19 protein-coding genes are annotated in these 19,945 nt (G+C 65.2%); 5 read left to right on the top strand and 14 right to left on the bottom strand.

The features are described 5' to 3' along the window. Window positions 1–134: 134 nt before the first annotated feature. Window positions 135–2,993, bottom strand: a complete 2,859-nt coding sequence (gene uvrB / locus V3328_RS11865) for an excinuclease ABC subunit UvrB (protein ID WP_340329870.1) — start codon at window positions 2,991–2,993, stop codon at window positions 135–137. Window positions 2,994–3,234: 241 nt separating this feature from the next. Between uvrB and V3328_RS11860 the strand changes: the two genes are divergently transcribed. Both V3328_RS11860 and V3328_RS11855 read left to right on the top strand, forming a co-directional pair. Beyond that, window positions 3,235–3,687, top strand: a complete 453-nt coding sequence (locus V3328_RS11860) for a hypothetical protein (RefSeq protein ID WP_340329869.1) — start codon at window positions 3,235–3,237, stop codon at window positions 3,685–3,687. Window positions 3,688–3,698: 11 nt separating this feature from the next. Beyond that, on the top strand, window positions 3,699–4,031 hold the full coding sequence (locus tag V3328_RS11855; RefSeq protein WP_340329868.1) for a hypothetical protein: 333 nt from the start codon (window positions 3,699–3,701) through the stop codon (window positions 4,029–4,031). A gap of 62 nt (window positions 4,032–4,093) precedes the next feature. On the opposite strand, the gene V3328_RS11850 is transcribed toward V3328_RS11855, so the two are convergent. The 6 genes from V3328_RS11850 to V3328_RS11825 form a co-directional block, all read right to left on the bottom strand. Next, the gene (locus V3328_RS11850; protein ID WP_340329867.1) at window positions 4,094–5,665 is read right to left on the bottom strand and encodes a choice-of-anchor I family protein; all 1,572 of its coding nucleotides are present in this window, start codon (window positions 5,663–5,665) and stop codon (window positions 4,094–4,096) included. A 189-nt stretch (window positions 5,666–5,854) separates the two neighbouring features. Beyond that, window positions 5,855–6,829 carry a DNA/RNA non-specific endonuclease gene (locus V3328_RS11845; protein WP_340329866.1) on the bottom strand — a complete coding sequence of 325 codons (975 nt, stop codon included), beginning with the start codon at window positions 6,827–6,829 and terminating at the stop codon, window positions 5,855–5,857. Further along, the gene (locus tag V3328_RS11840) at window positions 6,826–7,251 is read right to left on the bottom strand and encodes a hypothetical protein (protein ID WP_340329865.1); all 426 of its coding nucleotides are present in this window, start codon (window positions 7,249–7,251) and stop codon (window positions 6,826–6,828) included. The genes V3328_RS11845 and V3328_RS11840 overlap by 4 nt, the downstream gene beginning before the upstream one ends. 13 nt (window positions 7,252–7,264) lie before the next feature. Then, window positions 7,265–7,594, bottom strand: a complete 330-nt coding sequence (locus V3328_RS11835) for a hypothetical protein (protein ID WP_340329864.1) — start codon at window positions 7,592–7,594, stop codon at window positions 7,265–7,267. Window positions 7,595–8,095: 501 nt separating this feature from the next. Continuing rightward, window positions 8,096–8,272 carry a hypothetical protein gene (locus V3328_RS11830; RefSeq protein WP_340329863.1) on the bottom strand — a complete coding sequence of 59 codons (177 nt, stop codon included), beginning with the start codon at window positions 8,270–8,272 and terminating at the stop codon, window positions 8,096–8,098. Between the two features lie 200 nt (window positions 8,273–8,472). Further along, window positions 8,473–9,306 carry a lytic murein transglycosylase gene (locus V3328_RS11825; RefSeq protein WP_378759366.1) on the bottom strand — a complete coding sequence of 278 codons (834 nt, stop codon included), beginning with the start codon at window positions 9,304–9,306 and terminating at the stop codon, window positions 8,473–8,475. 529 nt (window positions 9,307–9,835) lie between these two features. Between V3328_RS11825 and V3328_RS11820 the strand changes: the two genes are divergently transcribed. Beyond that, entirely contained in the window at window positions 9,836–10,585 is a 750-nt protein-coding gene (locus V3328_RS11820; RefSeq protein ID WP_340329861.1) for an outer membrane protein, read from the top strand. Between the two features lie 162 nt (window positions 10,586–10,747). Here the strand turns inward: V3328_RS11820 and V3328_RS11815 are convergent, their stop codons facing one another. From V3328_RS11815 to V3328_RS11795, 5 genes are all read right to left on the bottom strand, one after another. Then, the gene (locus tag V3328_RS11815) at window positions 10,748–11,278 is read right to left on the bottom strand and encodes an SH3 domain-containing protein (protein WP_340329860.1); all 531 of its coding nucleotides are present in this window, start codon (window positions 11,276–11,278) and stop codon (window positions 10,748–10,750) included. A gap of 179 nt (window positions 11,279–11,457) precedes the next feature. Then, on the bottom strand, window positions 11,458–13,326 hold the full coding sequence (locus V3328_RS11810) for an ABC transporter ATP-binding protein (RefSeq protein ID WP_340329859.1): 1,869 nt from the start codon (window positions 13,324–13,326) through the stop codon (window positions 11,458–11,460). A gap of 186 nt (window positions 13,327–13,512) precedes the next feature. Continuing rightward, window positions 13,513–14,844 (bottom strand): M12 family metallo-peptidase, encoded by a 1,332-nt coding sequence (locus V3328_RS11805; RefSeq protein WP_340329858.1) that lies wholly within the window; start codon window positions 14,842–14,844, stop codon window positions 13,513–13,515. Window positions 14,845–15,050: 206 nt separating this feature from the next. After that, window positions 15,051–15,521, bottom strand: a complete 471-nt coding sequence (locus V3328_RS11800; protein ID WP_340329857.1) for a DUF992 domain-containing protein — start codon at window positions 15,519–15,521, stop codon at window positions 15,051–15,053. Window positions 15,522–15,721: 200 nt separating this feature from the next. Continuing rightward, entirely contained in the window at window positions 15,722–16,612 is an 891-nt protein-coding gene (locus V3328_RS11795; RefSeq protein ID WP_340329856.1) for a crotonase/enoyl-CoA hydratase family protein, read from the bottom strand. 131 nt (window positions 16,613–16,743) lie between these two features. Here V3328_RS11795 and V3328_RS11790 point away from each other — a divergent pair, with 131 nt between their 5' ends. Next, window positions 16,744–17,328 carry an LOG family protein gene (locus V3328_RS11790; RefSeq protein ID WP_378759340.1) on the top strand — a complete coding sequence of 195 codons (585 nt, stop codon included), beginning with the start codon at window positions 16,744–16,746 and terminating at the stop codon, window positions 17,326–17,328. Here V3328_RS11790 and speB read toward each other — a convergent pair. Next, a complete protein-coding gene (gene speB / locus V3328_RS11785) occupies window positions 17,325–18,287 on the bottom strand; it encodes an agmatinase (protein WP_340329855.1) in 963 nt (320 codons plus the stop codon). The two genes, V3328_RS11790 and speB, sit on opposite strands and share 4 nt — an antisense overlap. 243 nt (window positions 18,288–18,530) lie before the next feature. Here speB and V3328_RS11780 point away from each other — a divergent pair, with 243 nt between their 5' ends. After that, window positions 18,531–18,824 carry a DUF2218 domain-containing protein gene (locus V3328_RS11780; protein WP_340329854.1) on the top strand — a complete coding sequence of 98 codons (294 nt, stop codon included), beginning with the start codon at window positions 18,531–18,533 and terminating at the stop codon, window positions 18,822–18,824. Between the two features lie 27 nt (window positions 18,825–18,851). On the opposite strand, the gene V3328_RS11775 is transcribed toward V3328_RS11780, so the two are convergent. Next, complete coding sequence (locus V3328_RS11775; protein ID WP_340329853.1) at window positions 18,852–19,868, bottom strand: LLM class flavin-dependent oxidoreductase; 1,017 nt, start codon at window positions 19,866–19,868, stop codon at window positions 18,852–18,854. Between the last annotated feature and the right edge of the window lie 77 nt (window positions 19,869–19,945).

Here is a 19,945-nt window from a genome sequence, read left to right as displayed (position 1 = left end):
TGCCGTCGCTCCCACGGTCCAGCGGGGACACGCACCCGCGCCGCCCCGCTGCGCGCCGTTCCAGCGTGCCCGTCACTATCACTCGCATATGACGTAGCGGCAAGCGGCAGCAATGCGCGCGATCGAGCCGGTGCCTACCGACCCTTGCCCTTGTAGGTCCGCGTCCCCGGCTTGCCGCCGGACGAACGGCCCCTGCTGTTGGTGCCCAGCGGAGCCGGCGCCTGCTTGCGGGTCCAGCCTTCCGGCGTCAGCGGCTCCGGCCGGTCCTTCATGCCCATCTCATCGAGCGTGTGCTTGCGCACCCGCTCCGAGGGCGAGGGGGTGTCTTCGCTTGCCGGGCCGTCGCCCGGCGTACCCCTCTCTCCATCTCTCCCCCGCAAGGGGGGAGAGGGAACCGTGGGGTCGCCGTCCGGGCTCCCTCCCCCCTTGTGGGGGAGGGTCGGGGAGGGGGGGCGCGCGCCTGGCGCGCCAGAAGAAGATCCTTTCGCCCGTCTCGACTCCTGGATCTTCCGGGTCTTCCTGCCCTTCGGCGAGGCCTCCGGATAAGCCATCGGGTCCTCGGCGGTCGCAAGCTCGGCCTCTTCGAGCCGCTTGATCTCGTCGCGCAGGCGTGCCGCCTCCTCGAACTCGAGGTCTGCCGCGGCCTCGCGCATCTTCTTCGACAGATCGTCGATGACGGCGCGCAAATTGTGGCCGTAGGTCGCGCCGGTCTCGGCGAGACCGGTATCCACGGTGACGTGGTCCGCCTCGTAGACCGACCCGAGGATGTCGGCGATATTGCGCTTGATCGATTCCGGCGTGATGCCGTTCTCCAGGTTCCAGGCGGTCTGCTTCTCGCGGCGGCGCGTGGTCTCCGCCATCGCCCTCTCCATCGAGCCGGTGATCCTGTCGGCGTAGAGGATCACCTTGCCGTCGACGTTGCGGGCGGCGCGTCCGATGGTCTGGACCAGCGACGTCTCCGAGCGCAGGAAGCCTTCCTTGTCCGCGTCGAGGATCGCCACCAGCGCGCATTCGGGAATGTCCAGGCCCTCACGCAAAAGGTTGATGCCGATCAGTGCGTCGAACGTTCCCAGCCGCAGGTCGCGGATGATCTCGATGCGCTCCAGCGTGTCGATGTCGGAATGCATGTAGCGGACGCGAACGCCCTGCTCGTGCAGGTATTCGGTCAGATCCTCGGCCATGCGCTTTGTCAGCACGGTGACGAGGGACCGGTAGCCCCTGGCGGAAACCTGCTTCACCTCGTCGAGAAGGTCGTCGACCTGCGAGGTCGCCGGGCGCACCTCCACGGGCGGATCGACCAGGCCGGTGGGGCGGATCACCTGTTCCACGAATACGCCGCCGGACTGGTTCATCTCCCAGGGGCCGGGGGTCGCCGAGACGCAGACGGTCTGCGGTCGCATGGCGTTCCATTCCTCGAAGCGCAGCGGCCGGTTGTCCATGCAGGAGGGCAGGCGAAACCCGTATTCCGCGAGCGTCGCCTTGCGCCGGAAGTCGCCGCGATACATGCCGCCGATCTGCGGAATCGTGACGTGGCTTTCGTCGGCGAAGACGATGGCGTTGTCGGGCAGGTACTCGAACAGCGTGGGCGGCGGCTCGCCGGGCGCGCGTCCGGTCAGGTAGCGGGAGTAGTTCTCGATGCCGGCGCAGGAGCCGGTCGCCTCCATCATCTCCAGGTCGAACACGGTGCGCTGCTCCAGCCGCTGCGCCTCGAGCAGCCGGCCGGCGCGGTTAAGTTCCTCGAGGCGGGCCCTCAGCTCCGCCTTGATGCCCTTGATCGCCTGCTGCAGCGTCGGCCGCGGCGTGACGTAGTGGGAATTGGCGTACAGCTTGATCGACTTGAAGGCATCGGTCTTCTGTCCCGTCAGCGGATCGAACTCGGTCAACTCCTCGACCTCGTCGCCGAACAGCGAGACACGCCAGGCCCGGTCCTCCAGATGCGCCGGGAAGATCTCCACTGTGTCGCCGCGCACCCGGAACGTGCCGCGCTGGAAGGCATGGTCGTTGCGCCGGTAGTGCAGGGCCACGAGATCGGCCAGGAGCTGGCGCTGGTCGATGCGCTCGCCGAGCTTCAGCGTGAAGGTCATCGCCGTGTAGGTCTCGACCGAGCCGATACCGTAGATGCAGGATACCGAGGCGACGATGATCACGTCGTCGCGCTCCAGGAGCGCCCGCGTCGCGGCGTGGCGCATCCGGTCGATCTGCTCGTTTATCGAGCTTTCCTTCTCGATATAGGTGTCGGAGCGGGGGACGTAGGCCTCCGGCTGGTAGTAGTCGTAGTAGGAGACGAAATACTCGACCGCGTTGTCGGGGAAGAAGCTCTTGAATTCGCCGTAGAGCTGCGCGGCCAGGGTCTTGTTGGGGGCGAGGATGAGGGCCGGACGCTGGGTCGCCTCGATCACCTGGGCCATCGTGAAGGTCTTGCCGGAGCCGGTGACGCCGAGCAGCACCTGGGTGTCCTCGCTGGCCTTCACGCCCTCCACGAGTTCGGCGATGGCGGTCGGCTGGTCGCCGCGCGGCTCGTACTCGGAGACGATCTTGAAGGCGACGCCGCCCTCCGACTTCTCGGGACGCGCGGGCCGGTGCGGAACCCACTCGGGGGCGTCGTCGGGGACGTAGAAGGGTCTGCCCCGCTCCAGCAGCGCGGTCAGGTTGTCGCGTGCCTCGCGCACCGCCAGCGCGGATTCCGCCTCGTCGGCCGACGGCGATCCGGTCGCCGGAGCGATGCCCGAGCCGGGCTCCATCAGGTCCATTCCCTCGGTGCCCTCGATGCGCGGCGCCCGCGCCGGCCGCGAGGCCTTGGAGTTGGGCGTGCGCGAGGGTCGAGGCTTTTCGGACGTCGATCCGGCTCCCGCGGCGCGCGCGGTCTTGCCGGCCTTCCCGGTGCGCAGCATCGGCGGCAGCAGGTCGTCGACGTCCAGGGAGTCGGACGGGTCGAAGGACGCCTGCGGCGATTCCTCGAAACCCGAGGTGCGTGAAGGTTTGGATCTGGCCATGACCGCAATATGGGCCGAGTCAGGCGTCATGACGAGGGGGTCGGCGGGCCGGTAAGGCAGACTGCTGACAGGGGGTGGCAGGAGCGTTAGGGCCTGCTGTCACTCCCGCCGGTCATCCCGCTTGCGCCGGATGAGGGTATCTATCTATAGTTGTATTCTTTAAAACATGCATCTAGAATGATTGCTGACGCTACGTGAACTGTGTCTTTGAGCCGAACTTCATTTTTCCGGGGAGGCGAGCTTGCGTGCCCGATTCTTCGCCGTTTTGCTTTGCACATTTGCACTTGTCGGCGCCTGTGCGATCGCTCCCGAATACAGCGCCGTAGCCTACAAGAATGCGACCGACCTGAAGGTCGAGTCGCTTGAACTGATTTCGGAGAGCACGGACAGTTATTCGCAGCATTCGCTGCAGGCGAAAGATCTCACCGAAAATCTGGACAAGGCGTACGAATACGCCAACGGGCTGCCACACAACGAGGTCACGGCCGAGATGTGGTGGAAGATCAAATCGCCGGACCAGCCACTTGTGGGCGGATATCTGGCGCTCTGGCGCACTCGCGGAAAGGTCACTCCTGCCTTGGCCGATGAGTACCAGACGCAAGTGGCCGAAGCCTTCGACTACCTGATCTGTCTCGAAGCGAACAAGAAGACGCTCAGCCGGTGCGAAGCCAAGGCTCCTGCGGGCGACGGATAAAAGGGGGCAAGATGAGCGCGCTGGACGACATACTCGAAATCGCCTTGCCGAAGATTCGCGACCTCGCAGTGGAGTTCGGCAATGACATCGTCGATGACGTGGTCGGCGATCTGCAGCAATTCGTCAGAAGCACGGCGGACAAATTGCAGCGCTGGAATGGCCTTCTCGCCGAGGAAAAATTGGCGCCGGAGGAATACGCCTTTCTGGTGAAGAGCCAGGTGGCGCTTCTTCAGATGAGGGCGCTGATGCGGGCGGGAATTGCCCAGATCCGGATCGACAAGTTTCGCAACAAGGTCATCGAAATCGTCATCGACACGGCGTTCGACGTGATCATTCCTGGATAAGCGCCGGTCCCGAAAGCAGGACCGGCGCCGTCGGTCAGGATGGCAGGCGTCGTTGGACGCGACTACTTCCGCTCCGAGATCTCGTACACCGTCACGGTGCCGCCGACCTCGTGCGAGAGCACCAGCAGCGGCTTGCCGGTGGGGCTTTCGGCGTCCGAGATGAACAGCATCCCTTCCGGGGAGACGTCGTTGTCGCGGCGGACGTAGTCGAACCAGCGGGGCCTGTTGGGGTTGGTGACGTCGAGCCCGATCGCGCCGCCGGGGCCGCGCTCGAGGCCGACGAAGGCCAGCGTGCGGCCCTTGTAGCGGCCGACCACGACGCCTTCCGGCTCGGCACCCTTGTTGTCCGAGCGCGTGTCGAACTCCGCCGGGTCGCCGTTGTCGGCGTTGAACAGGTCGGGGGCCTTCCTGGCAGTCAGACGGGCGATGAAGTCGCCGCTGTCGAACACCTTCCTGCCCCTGCCGTCCCAGATCGTGAATGACCGGGCGCCGTAGCTCTGCAGCCATTCGTACTCACCGTCGCCGTCTGGATCGCCGTCGATGGAGCTGATGCCGAGGCGGCCGAGATTCTTCTCCTTCTGAAGCCTGGCGGGATTGCGGAATGCAGCCGGGTCGAGTTCGATGTCGCCGATGCGCTCGTCCTCGCCACGGTCGTCGCCCTCGTTGGCGGTGATCAGGTAGTCGCGGCCGAAGCTGGCAATGGCGTCCGGCATGTACATGCCGTACACGGGCCAGCGGCGGATCCGGATCCGTCCGTCCTCGTCGCTGGCGTCAAGGCCCATGTCCGGCCGGCGGTGATTCTTCAGGCCCAGCGGCAGGATGTCGACGATCTCGGCGGCGGGAATGTCCACCAGCGCCAGCGAGTTGGCTTCCTGCAGCGTCGCCCAGGCGTAACGGCTGTCGGCGGAGACGGCGATGTATTCCGGCTCCAGGTCCTCGGCCACGCTCTTGCCCGGGAACAGCCGCACGCCCTTTTCGATCAGCGCGGCGCGGGCCGGATTGAAGGCCCGGAAATCGGCAGTGTGCACGTCGCGGGCGTCGTCGCAGTTCCTCCGCCGCAGCACCGACTGCATGTCGATGATCGAGATGCTGCCTTCCGGGTCCGCGGCGTCGCCGGGCTCGCCTTCGTTGGCGACCAGGAGAGCGGTTCCGTTCGGCGCGAAGGTGAGCATGTCCGGCAGCGCGCCGACCCGGCAGTTGTACAGGTAGGTGCCGTCGGTGTCGTAGAAGGCGACGAAGCCGTTGTCGGTGGCGGGATCGGCGGCGACCGCCACCGCCATGAGGCCGTTGCGGATCGCGATCGAGTTGGCTTCTGCGGCCGGGATCCCGGTATGGGCGAACAGGTCGGCGTCAACGTCGATCGCCGCACCGGGCAGTTCGACAGGATTTGCGGGGTCGCTCAGGTCGACGACCTTGAGAATGGCCGACCCGTCGACCATGAACAGCCGCTGGCTGGCCGGGTCGAATGCCGAAATCTCCGCGACGCCTTCGCTGAGATCGACGGCGCCCTGCAGCACCATTTCGAAACGCTTCGATTTGCCGACCGTTTTCGGCTTCGCGTGCGCGGCGCCGCCGAGCGGAGCCCCCAGTATCGCCAGTGACAAGGTCAGCGCCAAAGCTGAACGTGCAGACATTCCGAAATCCCCTCTGTGTGATCAGATCGCGACTGCGACGGGGACCCCGTAGCCGAGTAGTATGACAGTCCGTTGTCAGCGGGTCCGCTTCAGGGGGTGGGTAAGGAGCCCGATGGGGCGGCCGGACCTGCCGCGACAATCGTGGAGGTGTGACGGGGGAAGTCGCCGAGAGGGCCGTCACCAGGCCGATCAGTGCAGCATCGTCGTGCCGCAGCCTTCGACGAGGATGCTGCGCTGGCGCCGCGTCATGTCGGGAAAGAACTTCAGGCCCGTCAGATTTTCGATGGTCGCGATGCTGGTGCGGTAATCCTGAATGTAATCGATGGTCCTGACACGCTTCTTGAGAGGGGTGTGGTTGATGTTGGGCATCAGATAGGCGTTCACCCTGTTGAGGGCGGGGTCGTAGATGATCTTGTAGAGGGCGATCGGCACGGCGACGCCGCCGGTGCATTCTGCCTCGATGTCCTCGGCGTTGGCTTCGCAGATCGCCGCCTTCGCCGGGTACGGGAACGCGATCTCCGCGCCGCAGGCGTCGGCTTCCATGGTGACGACCGCGTCCTTCTCGCGCGGGACCGTGCCGGTGATGACGTAGATCGTGCCCCGATTGGCCGCGAGTTGCTGCGTGAGGCTTTCCAGTTCCCTCCAGACGCTGCGATTGAAGCCGATACCCTGTTGCGGCACCGCGTTGGACAGGACGAACGTGTCCTCCATCATCTCCGGGGAAACGGTGAAATCCGCCGACGCCGCCTGATGTCCGCGGTCGAAGCCGCTGCCGGTATAGTCGCGGTCCTGTGCCCGGGCTTCTTCGGGGGCGTGCTGTTCGGGGATGAAACGGATATCGGGACGCTTGTTCGGGCCGGTGACCATCTCGCGGGTCAGGCGCTCGATGACCCATGCCGGGGACCTGCGACGATCATCGTGGCCGGTGAGAAACCCGAGATGGCAGATCGGCGTGATGCACTGGTCGATGCCGTCCTCGTATTCGGGCATGCCGATCTCCGCCCATATCTGGCGGCAGGTCTGCGGACCGTGGTCGCCGACGGAGGCGGGCGCCTTGGGACAGGAATCGGTTGCGGCGCCGCCTGGCGTGGACGCGAGAGCGGCACCCAGACCGGCAACCAGCCACAGGGCTCTTCCGCGCCAGTCTCGCGGCGGCACGGTCATTGGGGACCACCGGCGGGGCTGCCGGTTCCTCCGGCGGTCGGGGAGGGAGGTGCGACGGGGGTATTCGCCGGCGTCTTGGGGGACGCCCCCTCCATGTTTCCGACCGCCTTGGAGACGACGAAACTGCCGCCGCTGATACCGAGAAGTCCCAGCACGGTCTCCGGAATGTCGACGAAGGTGCCGTGCTCGATGCGCAGCAACAGGTACAGGCCGGCTATGACGAAAGTGAAGATCAGGAACTGGAACCGGGAGAGGCTGGCCTTCCCGGTGAATTGGGGATGCTGGGGATTGATGGGCTCCGAAACGAGCCCGTCGAGGTCGATGGTCCCGTTGATGATCTTCAACAGGACCATCGCGGCGAAGCCGAGCATGATCGCGATGATCACATAGAACCCTATTAGCGCGATGGTCGTCTGTTGCATGGGACGGTGCTCCTCAACCCGCCATTCGGTGCCGAACGATCTTGCCGGTCAGATAGACTCCGTTGCTGCCGGTCAGCAGCACCAGCAGCGTTTCGGGAATCTCCGGCATCGGACCGCGTGTCGCGACCGCGTCGAGCCCCTGAAGCGCATAGCCGCCGATAATGAATAAAAAGATCAGTGCGCTTTGCACCCGGGTGGGATCGAAGCCGCCATTCGGGGTGGCCGCGAGAATGCCGTTCAGCGAGATGCGACCGGAGAAAAGTTTCATAGCGACGACCGCAGCCAATGCGGCCATCCAGGCAATCAGGCAGGCCTGTATCAATTCACCCAGCTGCCAAACCATTTCGCCCTCTGATCGAAGAGAACTATTGGGCAGCACGCATAAGTTGTCAAATCGATTCGATTAACGCAGTGAGGGTCTTGGTTGATTGCGGGCAGGGACGACCTCGGCCGGGGACGGCGACCAAGTGCGTCCACGGGCAAAAAAAAAGACCGCCCGGGGGTACCGGACGGCCCAAGTCTAGGGAGGAAACGCCCAAGGAGGGCAGCAGCACCGCGAACGATGCTGCGATGCAACATATAGGTCGACGACCAGCAGATCACAAGCCCAATTTGACGCCAGTTCCTGATGGAATTTTCATCTTGGACCGACTTCGGCGCGTTTCGTGCGGTCCGATGCGTTTCCCGCCGCCGATCGACGCCAAACGGATGTCGGGCCGAACCCTGCTTGCGCCAAGTTTGGGCATCGGAAGCCTCTGTGCTGCAGAAATGAAGGATAAGAGCAAGACCGGGGTGTACGGAACGTGTGCCCGCACGCCTTCGGGCGTGCGGGCAGGTTGGGGCGCTACCGCCGTTCGTCACGACCCGACTTGCGGTCGCGATCGGCGGAGTGGGCCTTGTCGCGATCGCCGGAATGGCCGGCGTCGCGATTCCTTTCGCCGTGGTTGTCTTCCTGCCCGGTCCGGTTCTTGCCGGGCGCCTGCTTCGTTTCCTTGCCGGGGTTGGGCTGGTTCGAAGGCATGACACGTCTCCATTGGTTCAATGCAGGATCTGCACTGACCGGATCCTCTCGGGACCGGCACCAATGAACGCCGGCCGCGGGCACGGGGTTGCGCGGTCTCGAAAAGACCTTCGTTCAACCGCCGCCGCGCCGCAAACGATCTCAATCGACGGATTTGCGCCGCTATCCTCGCCGGCGGGCCGACCCTTGCGCCGCGCGGCTCATCCCTCGGCCAGCCTGGTGGCGAAGAGGGCTATGGTGCGGGAATAGACCGAGGACTTGTTCCACTTCTGGATCACCGCGAAATTGGCCGTGCCCTCCTGCCAGGGCTGGCCACGGCGCCAACCGTGCGCCTTCAGGTAGTTCGCAGTGGAGGCGAGGGCGTCCGGCACGCTGCGGATCAGATCGCGCCGGCCGTTGCCGTCGTAGTCGACCGCGAATTTCACATAGTTGGAGGCGAGAAACTGTGTCTGGCCGAGTTCGCCCGCCCATGCGCCCCGCATCTCCGCCGGCGTCATGTCGCCCCGCTGGATGATCTGCAGTGCGGAGAGCAACTCGAGCTGGAACATCTGCGTCCGGCGGCAATCGTGGGCCAGCGTGGCGAGCGAGCGGATGGACGACATGTTGCCGATGTTGCCGCCATAGTCTGTCTCCAGGCCCCAGATCGCCACGATCACCGGCCCGGGCACGCCGTAGCGCTGCTCGAGCGAGGCGAGCAGGCTGCTGTACTGCTTCAGGAGGGCCTTGCCCTTGTTGAGTCGCCCCGAGGTAATCCGCTGGGCGGCGAATTGCTCGAAGCTCATGTTGAAGGCTTTCTGATTGCGGTCGAGCGAGAGGACGCGCTTGTCCTCGGTCACCCCGTCGAGCGTAGCCAGTGCGGCCGGGGACACGCCCATGTCCGCTGCCTCGGCCTTGAACTGCGCTATGAACGAGTTGAACCCTTCCGGCGGCTGGCACCTCGCTGCCTCGGCAGCGGGGACCTCGGCCATCAACGCCGCGGTCAGCACCAATGCCAGTGTTCCGAGTGTGGAGACCCCCGGGAAGCGGCGACGCATCATACAATCCTCCTGCCTGAAACGGGTCCGAACGTTTCTATCATCTTGCCGATCACCCGCCTATCGCCTGACGCACTGGCCGCTGGAGATCGGACAGTCTCGATGCCGCGACCCGGTCGCCCGACACCATCCGGGCCAGGGATTCGAAAATCCAGCTCCGCCCTGACAATTTTCAGCCAACTATGATAAGGTTCCGGGAGACTTGGGGCCAAGGCGTTTGGGTTCGCGGCGCAAGACCGGTTCAAGCGGGATCGGGGCGGAGGCTTCACACGGAAATCTGTTGCAACTTCGCAACGGCGAAAATGAATCAATGCCAGGGGCCACAGATTCACTTCCGCTTTACCGTGTTCTGCCCAAATTTCGCCTGCGTGTAAGGCCACGTCGAGGTACCACGAGAAAACGGAACGCGTTTTCCGCTCGTAGGGAACCGAGGGTGTCCCGAGGGCCGACTTAAGAAGGAAAGTTACAGATGTTGAACCAGCGTATTCTTTTCGTTGCAGGTGCCGTTTCGATGGCAGCACTTGCTCCCATGGCCGCAAAAGCAGCCGACATGCCGCAGTACACCCCGCCGCCGGTCGTGACGGCCGTCCCGCTCTGGGATTGGTCCGGCTTCTACCTCGGCCTCAACGCCGGGTACGGCTGGGGTCAGAACGGCGGCGCCAACATGAGCTTCACGGATCCGGGCGCGGCCTTCTTCGGTCCGTGCCTTGTGGCCGGATCGTGCGTCGGGGGCCTGTCCTACGACACTGACGGCTTCGTCGGCGGTGCGCAGGCCGGCTACAACTGGCAGATCAACCAGTTCGTGCTGGGTATCGAAGCCGACATCGAATACAGCGACATGAATGGCGGCGCCGGGTTCGCCAGCTTCGTGCCGCCGTTCGCTGCCGGATCGTTCACCTCCACCAGCGAGATCAACTGGCTCGCCACCCTGCGTGGCCGTCTGGGTGTCGCCGTCGATCGCACCCTGATCTACGCAACCGGCGGTCTCGCCGCTGGCGGCGTCGACGACAACTTCCGCTGGGGCTATCCGACCATCAACCAGGTCTACGTGGGTGACGGTTCCGACACCGAGTGGGGTTGGGTCGTTGGTGCCGGTCTCGAGTACGCGATGACCGACAACTTCATCCTCGGCGCCGAAGTCCTGTACTTCGACCTGGGCAGCACGTCGGTTCCGGGTGTGCCGGTCGCCGGCTTCATTCCGCCGGCGGGCACCTCGATCACCGCCAACTACGACCACGACGGTGTGATCGCCCGCGCGCGCGCCAGCTACAAGTTCTGAGCATACGCGATACCGGCGGGCGGCCACGCCGCCCGCCGCTGCCTGACAGGATGGCGGCTCCCCTCGGGGGGCCGCCATTTTTTGTCGGAGCAGCAAAACGAAAAAAGGCGGCGACCCTGCCAAGCCGCCGCCTGTTCTTCCTGCCTCTGGCTTGCGGGCCGATCAGCGACCGCCGCGGCCGAAGCTGCCGCTGCCGCCGCCGGGGAAGCTCGGCGAGTAGCCGCCGCGCGGCGGCGTCCACGGCTTCACCGGATAGGGGCGATAGGGATACGGCCGATAGTTATAGGGCGGCCGCCATCCCGGGTAGTAGTAGGGATACGGATTGTAGTTGTAGTAGTTGTTGTTGGCGATCGCGGCTCCGATGATGCCGATGCCGAGCAGGGCACCGATCGCCGGCAGCGGGCTCGGCGAGGAATAGCCGGGCGCATTGGCCTGGAGATAGCGGCCCGACACCCAGCCGCGATAGCCGCCATACTGCGTGTCGCACCAGCCGTACCCGGAAGTGCACTGGTAGATGACGACCGGAGCGCCGACGGGAACCGTGGTGACGCGAGGGCAGCTGGTGCTGCCGCAGGTACGCATGTTGACGTTGCCTGTGGCGAATGCACTGACCGACGCGTTTGCCGTAGCGGGCAGCGCGGCAAACGTACCGAGCGCCGCGGCCGCCACTAGCGAGCGGGAAAGCGAAAGCATGGGGACGTCCTTTCACTCAAACGGGTCTGAACGGTTATATAGGTGGCAACGCTTCTCCGGTCATTGCGTTCGCTCCGATCCGGGGCATGTGGGCGTGCCACCATCTTCATCGCGCCATACAAGCCCGCCCTTGCTGAACCCGACATGAACGGGCCGGAATTCCGCGAACTCCGCCCCATTCACTCGGCGGCCTGAGAGGCATCGTCGGCCTCGCCGTCCTCGGCCTGGCCGAGAAATCCGCCCGATTGCCTGTGCCAGAGGCGGGCGTAGTGGCCGTCCAGGGCAAGCAATTCCTCGTGACTTCCCGATTCGACAATGCGGCCGCGGTCGATCACCACGAGCCGGTCCATCCGGTGGATGGTCGACAGCCTGTGTGCGATTGCGATGACGGTCTTGTCGCGCATCAGCGTGTCGAGGCTCGACTGGATCGCCGCCTCGATCTCGGAGTCGAGCGCGGAGGTCGCCTCGTCGAGCACGAGAATCGGCGCATCGCGCAGGATCACCCGCGCGATCGCTATGCGCTGGCGCTGGCCGCCGGAGAGCTTGACGCCGCGCTCTCCGACATGGGCCTCGAAGCCGCGCCGGTTTTTCCAGTCGACCACCGCATCGATGAATTCCTCGGCATGGGCAAGGCGGGCGGCTCGCCGTATGTCCTCGCTGGTGGCACCCGGCCGGCCGTAGGAAATGTTCTCGCTGATCGAACGGTGCAGCAGCGAGGTGTCCTGCGTGACGACGGATATGGCTGATCGAAGCGACTCCTGGGTGACTTCCGATATGTCCTGCCCGTCGATCACGATGCGGCCCTTCTCCACATCGAAGAAGCGCAACAGCAGATTGACCATCGTCGACTTGCCGGCCCCGGAACGCCCGACGAGACCAATCTTCTCCCCGGGTCGCACGGTCAGCGAAAGGTCCTCGATCACGCCGGCCTGCTGCCCGTAGCCGAAACTGACGTCCTCGAAGCGGATTTCGCCGTCGGTCACCACGAGATCGGGCGCGCCGGGCTTGTCGGTCAGCCCGATCGGCCTGGCGATCGTCTGCATGCCTTCCTGCACGACGCCGATCTGTTCGAAGATCGAGGTGATCTGGAAGGCGATCCAGCGCGACATGTTGGTAAGCTGGAAGGTCAGCGGCAGTGTCATGGCGATCGCGCCGACCTCGACGCGGCCGCTCGTCCACAGCCCGACGGCAAGCGCGCCCGAGCCCGCGATCAGCCCGGCATTGAGAAACGAAAGGGTTCCGGCGAAGGCGGTGAACAGGCGGAGCTGCTCGGCGACGCGGGCGGTGTGGCGATCTACCCCGTCGCGAACGAAGTCGTCTTCTTCCCGCGCCCGCGCAAACAGCTTGACCGTCAGGATATTGGTGTAGCTGTCGACGATGCGGCCCATGAGGCTCGACCGCGCCTCCGACATGCGCCGCGAGCGCACCCGCATGCGCGGCACGAAGTACCACAGCACCGCCACGTATCCGGCGAACCAGAGCACCACCGGCGCGGCCAGCCAGAGATCCGCCGCGGCGAGCAGCACGATCGCCGTGACGCCATACACCACGATGTACCAGACCGCCGTAATGGAGGACGTGAGGCTTTCGCGAAGCGCAAAGCCCGTCTGCATCACCCGGTTGGAGATGCGGCCGGCGAAATCGTTCTGGAAGAATGCCCAGTTCTGGCGAACCACGTGCCAGTGGCTCTGCCACCGCACGAGGCTCGAGAACGGACCGGACAGCGCCTGATTGGAAACGATCGAGCGCGCGACCGTGGCCGCGGGCCGGACCAGCAGTATGACCGCGGCCATGCCGAGCAGCATCGGCCATGTGTCTGCCAGGAACCGGTCGGGCGGCGTGCTCGTCACCAGGGTGACAAGCCGTCCGATGATCCACGGGACGGCCGCATCCGAGAGGGCAAGCGCGATCTCGACCACCAGCAGAAGCGCGAACAGCCCCTTCGCCTGCCGGGCGAAGTGCCAGTAGAAGGCAGCCAGGCCTGTGGGCGGCTCCGGCCTTTCGGGCACCTCAGTCGGATTGATGAGTGTTTCGAAGAATCGGATCATTTGCAGCGCCACGTCAGACGGCCCGCCATTCGCCGGCAGCGCGAAAGGCGCCGCCGGCTCAGCGACGGTCGGTCAAGGGGCATATAGGATGCAATGCCCGGCTTGCACCGGTCGGACCCGATTCTGTTTGGCGACCCGCCTATCCGGCGAGCCGTCGGGAATTTGCGATGCGTCTCTTGCTGCGTGTCAGCGGTAGCTCGCCACGCCTGCCCGTGTCTCGTTGAGACGCCTGCTGGCGTCGGCCGCGCCCTTGCGGCCCCGCCGCTGTCCCAGCTTGGCTCCCTCATACTTCTTCTTGGACGAACTGAACATCGGAACGCGGGGGCAGGACCGGTCAGGCTGCTTGTCTCCACATTCGGCGTTGTAGGCCATCACCGAACGTACGTCAGCCTTCAGGTTCGTATAGCCGAAATTGTACTTCGTATTCGGCGGTTCGGGCTGGCCTTCGTAAGTCACGAGCTGATAGCGGTCGTGTTCCAGCCCGCTGTTGTGCCCGGTCTCGTGCGCTACGGAATGGTTGGAAATGCAGTTGATCGCGGTGACGTTGAAGCCGTAGTCGGCGGTCGAGGCATTGGGATTCTCGATGTACCAGCCGAGGCCGCAGAAGGAACCGCTGGAGCGGAGCAGTACGACGATGTCGGCCTTCGCCGCATTGCGCTTCTTGCGCGTCGACCTGAATTTCCCCTTGCCGGCGGACACGGCCGCGAGATCCTCGGAAAACGACCCTTCCGAATATCGCCGCACCTTCAGCTTGCCGGCGAGCTTGTAGCGCACCCTGGCTCCGCCGTTCCTGGCGGCGAGGTTCATCAGCGATACGGCGAGGTCGATGTCGGCGGCGATGCCGCCGCTCTGCTGCTGCGCCGCCTTTGTGTAGGGAAACAGGACGCGGACGCGTGTCAAAGCTTCAGGGTTGGTCAGTTCCGGTACCGTCATCCCCTGATCGGGGGGTGCCGGCGGCGATACGGCGGTGTCGGGCGGGAAGGCTCCGGGATCGAGTTCGTCGACGCCGTGGATGTCGCCGGCGACTGGAGCAATCCGGTAGAGCTTGCTGCCGGTCTGGATCTGCGCCGTGACCCGGCCGTTCTTGATGACCAGAACCGCATATCCGCCGTCGCCGCCACGGATGCTGCCCGACCAGATGTAGCCCCCACCAGAGGCCTTCTTCAGGCTGTTCCGGTCGACCGTGAGGGAGACCTCAGGGAAGAGCTCGAGGCGTACCGCGCCTGCCTCGGGTGCCATTTCTAGCCGATCCGGTGTCTTGTCGGCACCCCGCGGCGCAACGGTCGCCTCCATGTATCCGGCATCGATGCGCACCAGTTGCCGGCGTACCGTCTGCGGGGAGGCCTGCGTCACGACCGCCTCGCTTTCCGCGCGCGGGATGGGCTCCAGCAGGCCCGCGGCCGATGCCGGAGTGCCGAACGCGATGGCCGCAAACGTCACCGCCACAACCGCGAACAGGCGCGGCCGGGACATCCGGTCGGCATTGCGAAGGGCTTTTGCTCCTGCTTCAATAGCCATTGTGGTTCCCATCAATTTGGCCCCAGGCGGGCTGGGCAGAACTGGAGGGGAGGCGGCACAACAGCGGCCCGCAGCCCCGGCTTCGTCGTCAATATGACCGGAGCCTACCGCATCGGGGCAAAGAGGGCATCGAAAATTTTAATCGGCAAATAAGCGAAGGGCGCCCCGCGGGGAGGCGCCCTTCCGAGAGACAGAAACTCGCGTGCTTACGGCAGGTAGTTCAGCTCGAGTGCAGAGACGCCTGCCGCAATGTTGAGGCCTTCCTGGGCCTGGACGCTGAGCGGCTGCAGGACGATTGACCGGTTGGAGCCGCCGATGAGTGCGTTTGCGCCGACGCCGACGCCGACCGTCGCCTCGGCCGACAGGCCGCTGTAGGAGCCTGCAAGCGATCCGGGGGCCACCTGCTTGCTGGGGCCCAGAACGCCCCACACGATGACCGTTTCCTTGGTCTCGCCAATGTCGAGGCCAAAGCGGCGAATGACACCGGCGTACCGCCCGATGGTGCCGTCGGCCCGCTCGAAGTTGCAGGTGAGGTCCTTGGTCGACCCCACCACAAAGCCCATGCCACCAGCGACCGTGCAATTGAGAAGACCGGCTTCGACGTGATCCTGAGCGGCGGCGGGCGCCGTCCAGGCGGCGAGGGCCGTGGCGACGGCAAGAGCAGCAAATCCGCGCATTTCTAACTCCTTGTTTGTAGGTGTTTCGGTTCGGCCGGCCTCGGCCGGTCCGCCACGCATGACTCTGTCAACGTCGAATACCTGACGGCTGTTCCAGCGCTCCGCCAGATATTGCCATATCCATAGGCTGATATGCATTGCGGTGCGTCAACAATCGGTTATCGGCACGGCGATGCCGTTGGACCATTCGAGTGCGCAACTCATTCGTGCGAGGGCCAGTCAGGCAGCGTCTTCTCCGCGTCCGCGGCGATCGGGTCACCGGAATCACGCTCTTGCACCGCCTGCTTGAACCCGACCGTTTCGGCCCGCTCCTTCCACCACACGCCCTCGGGCGAATGTCGGGTGATACCGTCGAACAAAGTGGCGAACTGCTGGGTGGTGGTCAGACCCTGGTTCTCGAGCGCCGAGTTTACCATGAGCTTCGACATCATGAGCTGATTCTTCGGCACGCCGGCGATACGCCCGGCAAGCGCCTGCACCGCGTCATCCAGCCCGACGGCCGGCACGGCCTCGATCGCCAGGCCGTAGTCCACGGCGGTGCGGCCGTCGATCAGGTCGCCGGTGAACAACATGCGCTTGGCCCGCTGCGCACCGACACGGAATGCCCACAGGCCCACCGACGGGCAGCCCCAGATCCGCGCCGGCGGGTAGCCGATCCGGGCGTCCTCGGCCATGACGATCAGGTCGCAGCAGGTGGCGATGTCGGACCCTCCGGCGACCGCGAAGCCGCGGATCTTTGCGATCGTCGGCTTGTAGGAGCGATGCAGGCTCATGAAGGCCTGGGTGTTGCCGTACATGAACTTGAAGTCGAGCATCGGATCCCAGGGCATGTCCTGGATGCCAGGGTTCGTGCCGGCCCCTTCGGCAAACTCCTGCAGGTCATATCCGGCGCAAAAGGCACGGCCGGCGCCGGTCAGGATGATCACATGGACGGCGTCGTCGCCATTGGCCAGTTTCACCGCGGCTTCGATCTCCTGCGGCATGTAGCGGTCGATGGCATTGAGCCGGTCTGGCCGGTCGAGCGTGATCGTGGCGATCCGGCCGGCGGTCTCGTAGCGGACGGATTTGAAGTCGATCTGTGTGTCGGTCATTGACGGCCTCCCTTGTCGCTGTTCCTGTCGGTTGAAACCGATGGCAAATTTCCGTTTACGTCAACGGAATACGATGGCCTTCAGACCTGAAGGCTACTCGACTTGCAGCGAATCGTGCGCATATGAGGATCATGCGCATCTGCATATTCTGCGGCTCCTCCGCCGGTAACGACCCGAAGTTCGCCGAGGCGGCGGTCGCCACCGGCCGGCTGCTCGCACGCGAAGGTGTCGGGATCGTCTATGGCGGCGGCAAGGTGGGCCTCATGGGCATCGTCGCCGATGCGGCCCTGGCGGCCGGCGGCAGCGTGACCGGCATCATCCCGCAATCGCTCGTCGACAGCGAACTTGCCCATGCGGGCCTGACGGACCTTCACGTCGTGACCTCGATGCACGACCGCAAGACGATGATGGCCGACCTCTCGGACGGCTTCATCGCGCTGCCGGGCGGGGCGGGGACGCTCGAGGAGATTTTCGAACAATGGACGTGGGGCCAGCTCGGCATCCACACAAAGCCCTGCGGGTTCCTCGATGTAGACGGCTACTATCGGCCAATCGGCGAGATGGTCGCCCGGATGGTCGAGAACGGGTTCCTGAAGCCCGAGTACGCCGCGATGCTGCGTTTCGAAACCGATCCGGCGGCGCTCCTTGCAGCGTTCCGCGCCTACGTCCCGCCGCCGCGCAAATGGCTGCCCGACGCCGGGAAGGTGAAGGCCTAGCCGGTCCGGCGGCGCAGCAGCGATCCCGCGAGCAGGCAGAGAATCTCGTACATCAGGCCGGCTCCGACGGTGGATGTGATGGCGGCGGAATCGAAGGGCGGCGACACTTCCACAAGATCCGCGCCGATCAGGTCGAGCCCGGCCAGCCCGCGCAGCAGTTCCTGCGCCTCGCGGGTGGTGAAGCCCCCGATTTCCGGCGTGCCGGTGCCCGGCGCGAAGGCCGGATCGAGGCTGTCTATGTCGAAGGTGAGGTAGGTCGGTCCCTCGCCTGCCACACGCCTTGCCTCGGCGACCGTGGCGGCGATGCCCCTCTCGACCACCTCCTCCATGAACATCACACGCATCCCGGATGCCTGCGAGTAGTCCCAGCCCTCCGGGAAGTTCTGGGGGCCGCGGATGCCGATCTGGACCGTTCGCCGGGGGTCGATCAGTCCTTCCTCGACGGCGCGGCGAAACGGCGTCCCGTGCATGTATTTCGAGCCCTGGAAAGTATCCCAGGTGTCGGTGTGGGCATCGACATGAACGAGACCGACCGGTCCGGCCTCGCCGACGAGGCCGCGCAGGATCGGCAGCGAGATCGTATGGTCCCCGCCGGCTGACAGCGGAACGATGCCGGCCTGCCTCACCCTGGCATAGAAGTCGGCGATTTCGTCGAGGGCGCCGTCGCCGTCGAACAGGCGCTCGAACCGTACGTCGCCGAGATCGGCGATGCGGGCCGCGTCGAAGGGATTGAACTTCGTCACGTGATGGATGGCGCGCGTCAGGCTTGACTGGCTGCGCAGTTCGCGCGGACCGTGACGGGCGCCGGGACGGTTCGTGACCCGGCCATCGTAGGGCACGCCGATCAGTCCGATGTCGACGGCCGACCAGTCGGTCGCCAGCGGCAGCCGCATGAACGTCGGCACTTCAGTGTAGCGCGGCTGGGAAAAGGCGGAGAGGTCGGTGGGATGGTCAGTCATCGGCGCTTGCTTTCTGTCAAAGGGCAAGGGAGCCCCGCGATGTTGTCACAGCGCGGCGATGTACGGAATGACCTGCGCCATTGAGAGGGTGGTCGTTTGGAGGCTTGCCTCCCGCCGGTCGGCCTGCCTTGGTCGAATTTGCCCGGTTGCCCGGAGACGCCGAGCGCCCCATATCGCGGCAACCCACGCGCCTGGATGCCCCCGGTCCGGCGTCCGATCGGCAATTCATCTGGAGCATCGGAAATGATTGTCTCTCGTTCGAACGTGCGGACCGACCATGCAAGCAAGTATCTGATGCAGCTCAGCAAGCACTGGAAGCACAGGTTTCCCGAGCTGACCTTCGACGCCGGCCACGCCGAGATCCCGCTGCCGGCGGGGCCATGCACCCTCGAGGCCGGCGACGGCGTTCTCGAAATGACGCTCGAGACGGAGACGGCGGAGGGCGCCGAGCGGATGGAGAACGTGGTGGCGGACCATCTCAAGCGGTTCGCCTTCCGCGAGCAGCTCGACATCGAGTGGACGCGCCAAGAAACCTAGCCGCTGCCGGTCTGTCCAGTTGCCGGCTCAGGCGCGATCCGGCAGGCCGAACGCCTCAGCCAGAAGCCGGTAGGACCGTTTGCGTTGCTCGTGGTCGAAGATGTTCGACGTGACGATCAGTTCCTCGACCTGGCACTCGGCCGCAAGTTCCTCAAGGCGTGCCCTTACGGTGACCGGGCTGCCGACGGCATGACGGGCGCGGTTTCGGCGCATGACGTCGCGTTCCGCCGGACTGAGATCAAGAGCCAGCGCGGCCTCCGGGCTGGCCAGCGGCGCCCGTTCGCCGCGCTGGATGCGGAACCAGGCAAGGTCGACGGTTGCGGCGATGAATTCGGCCTCCTCGTCACTCGGCGCGCAGACCGCGGAGACCCCGAGCATGGGATATGGCTCGTCGAGCCAGATCGAGGGGCGGAAGTTGTCGCGATAGTCGCGCATCGCCTGGTCGGCCGGGTATGAAGCGAAGTGGTGCGCAAAGGCGTAGCCGAGGCCCATGGCGGCCGCCAGGTGGGCGCCGTAATTCGACGAGCCGAGGATATAGACCGGCGGCAGGGACACATCCGTCGGCATCGCCATCACCTGGCTGAACGGGTGGCGCTCGGGAAAGGAACCGGTGCCGAAGGCGATCAGCTCCTGCAGCCGCTCGACGAAGTCATCCGCCTGAGCGCCTTCCATCCGGCGGCGCAATGCGACCATGGCCGGCTGGTCGGTGCCCGGCGCACGACCCAGGCCGAGATCGATGCGGCCGGGGAACAGGGCCTCCAGCGTACGGAAATTCTCGGCGACGGTAAGCGGTGCGTGGTTGGGCAGCATCACGCCGCCGGAGCCGACGCGGATCCGGCTGGTCGCCTGGGCCACCTGGCCGATCATGATCGCCGGCGAGGTAGTGGCGACGTTGGCCAGATTGTGATGCTCGGCGAGCCAGTAGCGCAGGAAGCCGAGCCCGTCGACATGGCGCGCCAGATCGATCGAATTGCGCAGCGCCTGCGATGGAGGCGTGGCGGTCGTGACGGGGGACAGGTCCAGTACGGAGAGGGCAGGGGCCATGATGGAGGTTTCCGGCGTCGGGCAGGCCTTAGCCACTTAACGCGCCTGCCTACTTTCGACCACCTCGCGCTTCGAAA

It is taken from the genome of Microbaculum marinum, from assembly GCF_037855135.1.
GTDB classification, from domain to species: Bacteria; Pseudomonadota; Alphaproteobacteria; order Rhizobiales; family Tepidamorphaceae; genus Microbaculum; species Microbaculum marinum.
The sequence above is the reverse complement of the archived record's forward strand: the minus strand, read 5'-3'. Positions and strand labels throughout refer to the sequence as shown.

What these genes read in the sequence shown, in the direction of transcription:
- uvrB (WP_340329870.1), bottom strand. Translation starts at nt 2,993, where the DNA reads ATGGCCAGATCCAAACCTTCACGCACCTCGGGTTTCGAGGAATCGCCG.
- V3328_RS11855 (WP_340329868.1), top strand. Translation starts at nt 3,699, where the DNA reads ATGAGCGCGCTGGACGACATACTCGAAATCGCCTTGCCGAAGATTCGC.
- V3328_RS11850 (WP_340329867.1), bottom strand. Translation starts at nt 5,665, where the DNA reads ATGTCTGCACGTTCAGCTTTGGCGCTGACCTTGTCACTGGCGATACTG.
- V3328_RS11845 (WP_340329866.1), bottom strand. Translation starts at nt 6,829, where the DNA reads ATGACCGTGCCGCCGCGAGACTGGCGCGGAAGAGCCCTGTGGCTGGTT.
- V3328_RS11840 (WP_340329865.1), bottom strand. Translation starts at nt 7,251, where the DNA reads ATGCAACAGACGACCATCGCGCTAATAGGGTTCTATGTGATCATCGCG.
- V3328_RS11835 (WP_340329864.1), bottom strand. Translation starts at nt 7,594, where the DNA reads ATGGTTTGGCAGCTGGGTGAATTGATACAGGCCTGCCTGATTGCCTGG.
- V3328_RS11830 (WP_340329863.1), bottom strand. Translation starts at nt 8,272, where the DNA reads ATGCCTTCGAACCAGCCCAACCCCGGCAAGGAAACGAAGCAGGCGCCC.
- V3328_RS11825 (WP_378759366.1), bottom strand. Translation starts at nt 9,306, where the DNA reads ATGCGTCGCCGCTTCCCGGGGGTCTCCACACTCGGAACACTGGCATTG.
- V3328_RS11820 (WP_340329861.1), top strand. Translation starts at nt 9,836, where the DNA reads ATGGCCGCAAAAGCAGCCGACATGCCGCAGTACACCCCGCCGCCGGTC.
- V3328_RS11815 (WP_340329860.1), bottom strand. Translation starts at nt 11,278, where the DNA reads ATGCTTTCGCTTTCCCGCTCGCTAGTGGCGGCCGCGGCGCTCGGTACG.
- V3328_RS11810 (WP_340329859.1), bottom strand. Translation starts at nt 13,326, where the DNA reads ATGATCCGATTCTTCGAAACACTCATCAATCCGACTGAGGTGCCCGAA.
- V3328_RS11805 (WP_340329858.1), bottom strand. Translation starts at nt 14,844, where the DNA reads ATGGCTATTGAAGCAGGAGCAAAAGCCCTTCGCAATGCCGACCGGATG.
- V3328_RS11800 (WP_340329857.1), bottom strand. Translation starts at nt 15,521, where the DNA reads ATGCGCGGATTTGCTGCTCTTGCCGTCGCCACGGCCCTCGCCGCCTGG.
- V3328_RS11795 (WP_340329856.1), bottom strand. Translation starts at nt 16,612, where the DNA reads ATGACCGACACACAGATCGACTTCAAATCCGTCCGCTACGAGACCGCC.
- V3328_RS11790 (WP_378759340.1), top strand. Translation starts at nt 16,744, where the DNA reads ATGCGCATCTGCATATTCTGCGGCTCCTCCGCCGGTAACGACCCGAAG.
- speB (WP_340329855.1), bottom strand. Translation starts at nt 18,287, where the DNA reads ATGACTGACCATCCCACCGACCTCTCCGCCTTTTCCCAGCCGCGCTAC.
- V3328_RS11780 (WP_340329854.1), top strand. Translation starts at nt 18,531, where the DNA reads ATGATTGTCTCTCGTTCGAACGTGCGGACCGACCATGCAAGCAAGTAT.
- V3328_RS11775 (WP_340329853.1), bottom strand. Translation starts at nt 19,868, where the DNA reads ATGGCCCCTGCCCTCTCCGTACTGGACCTGTCCCCCGTCACGACCGCC.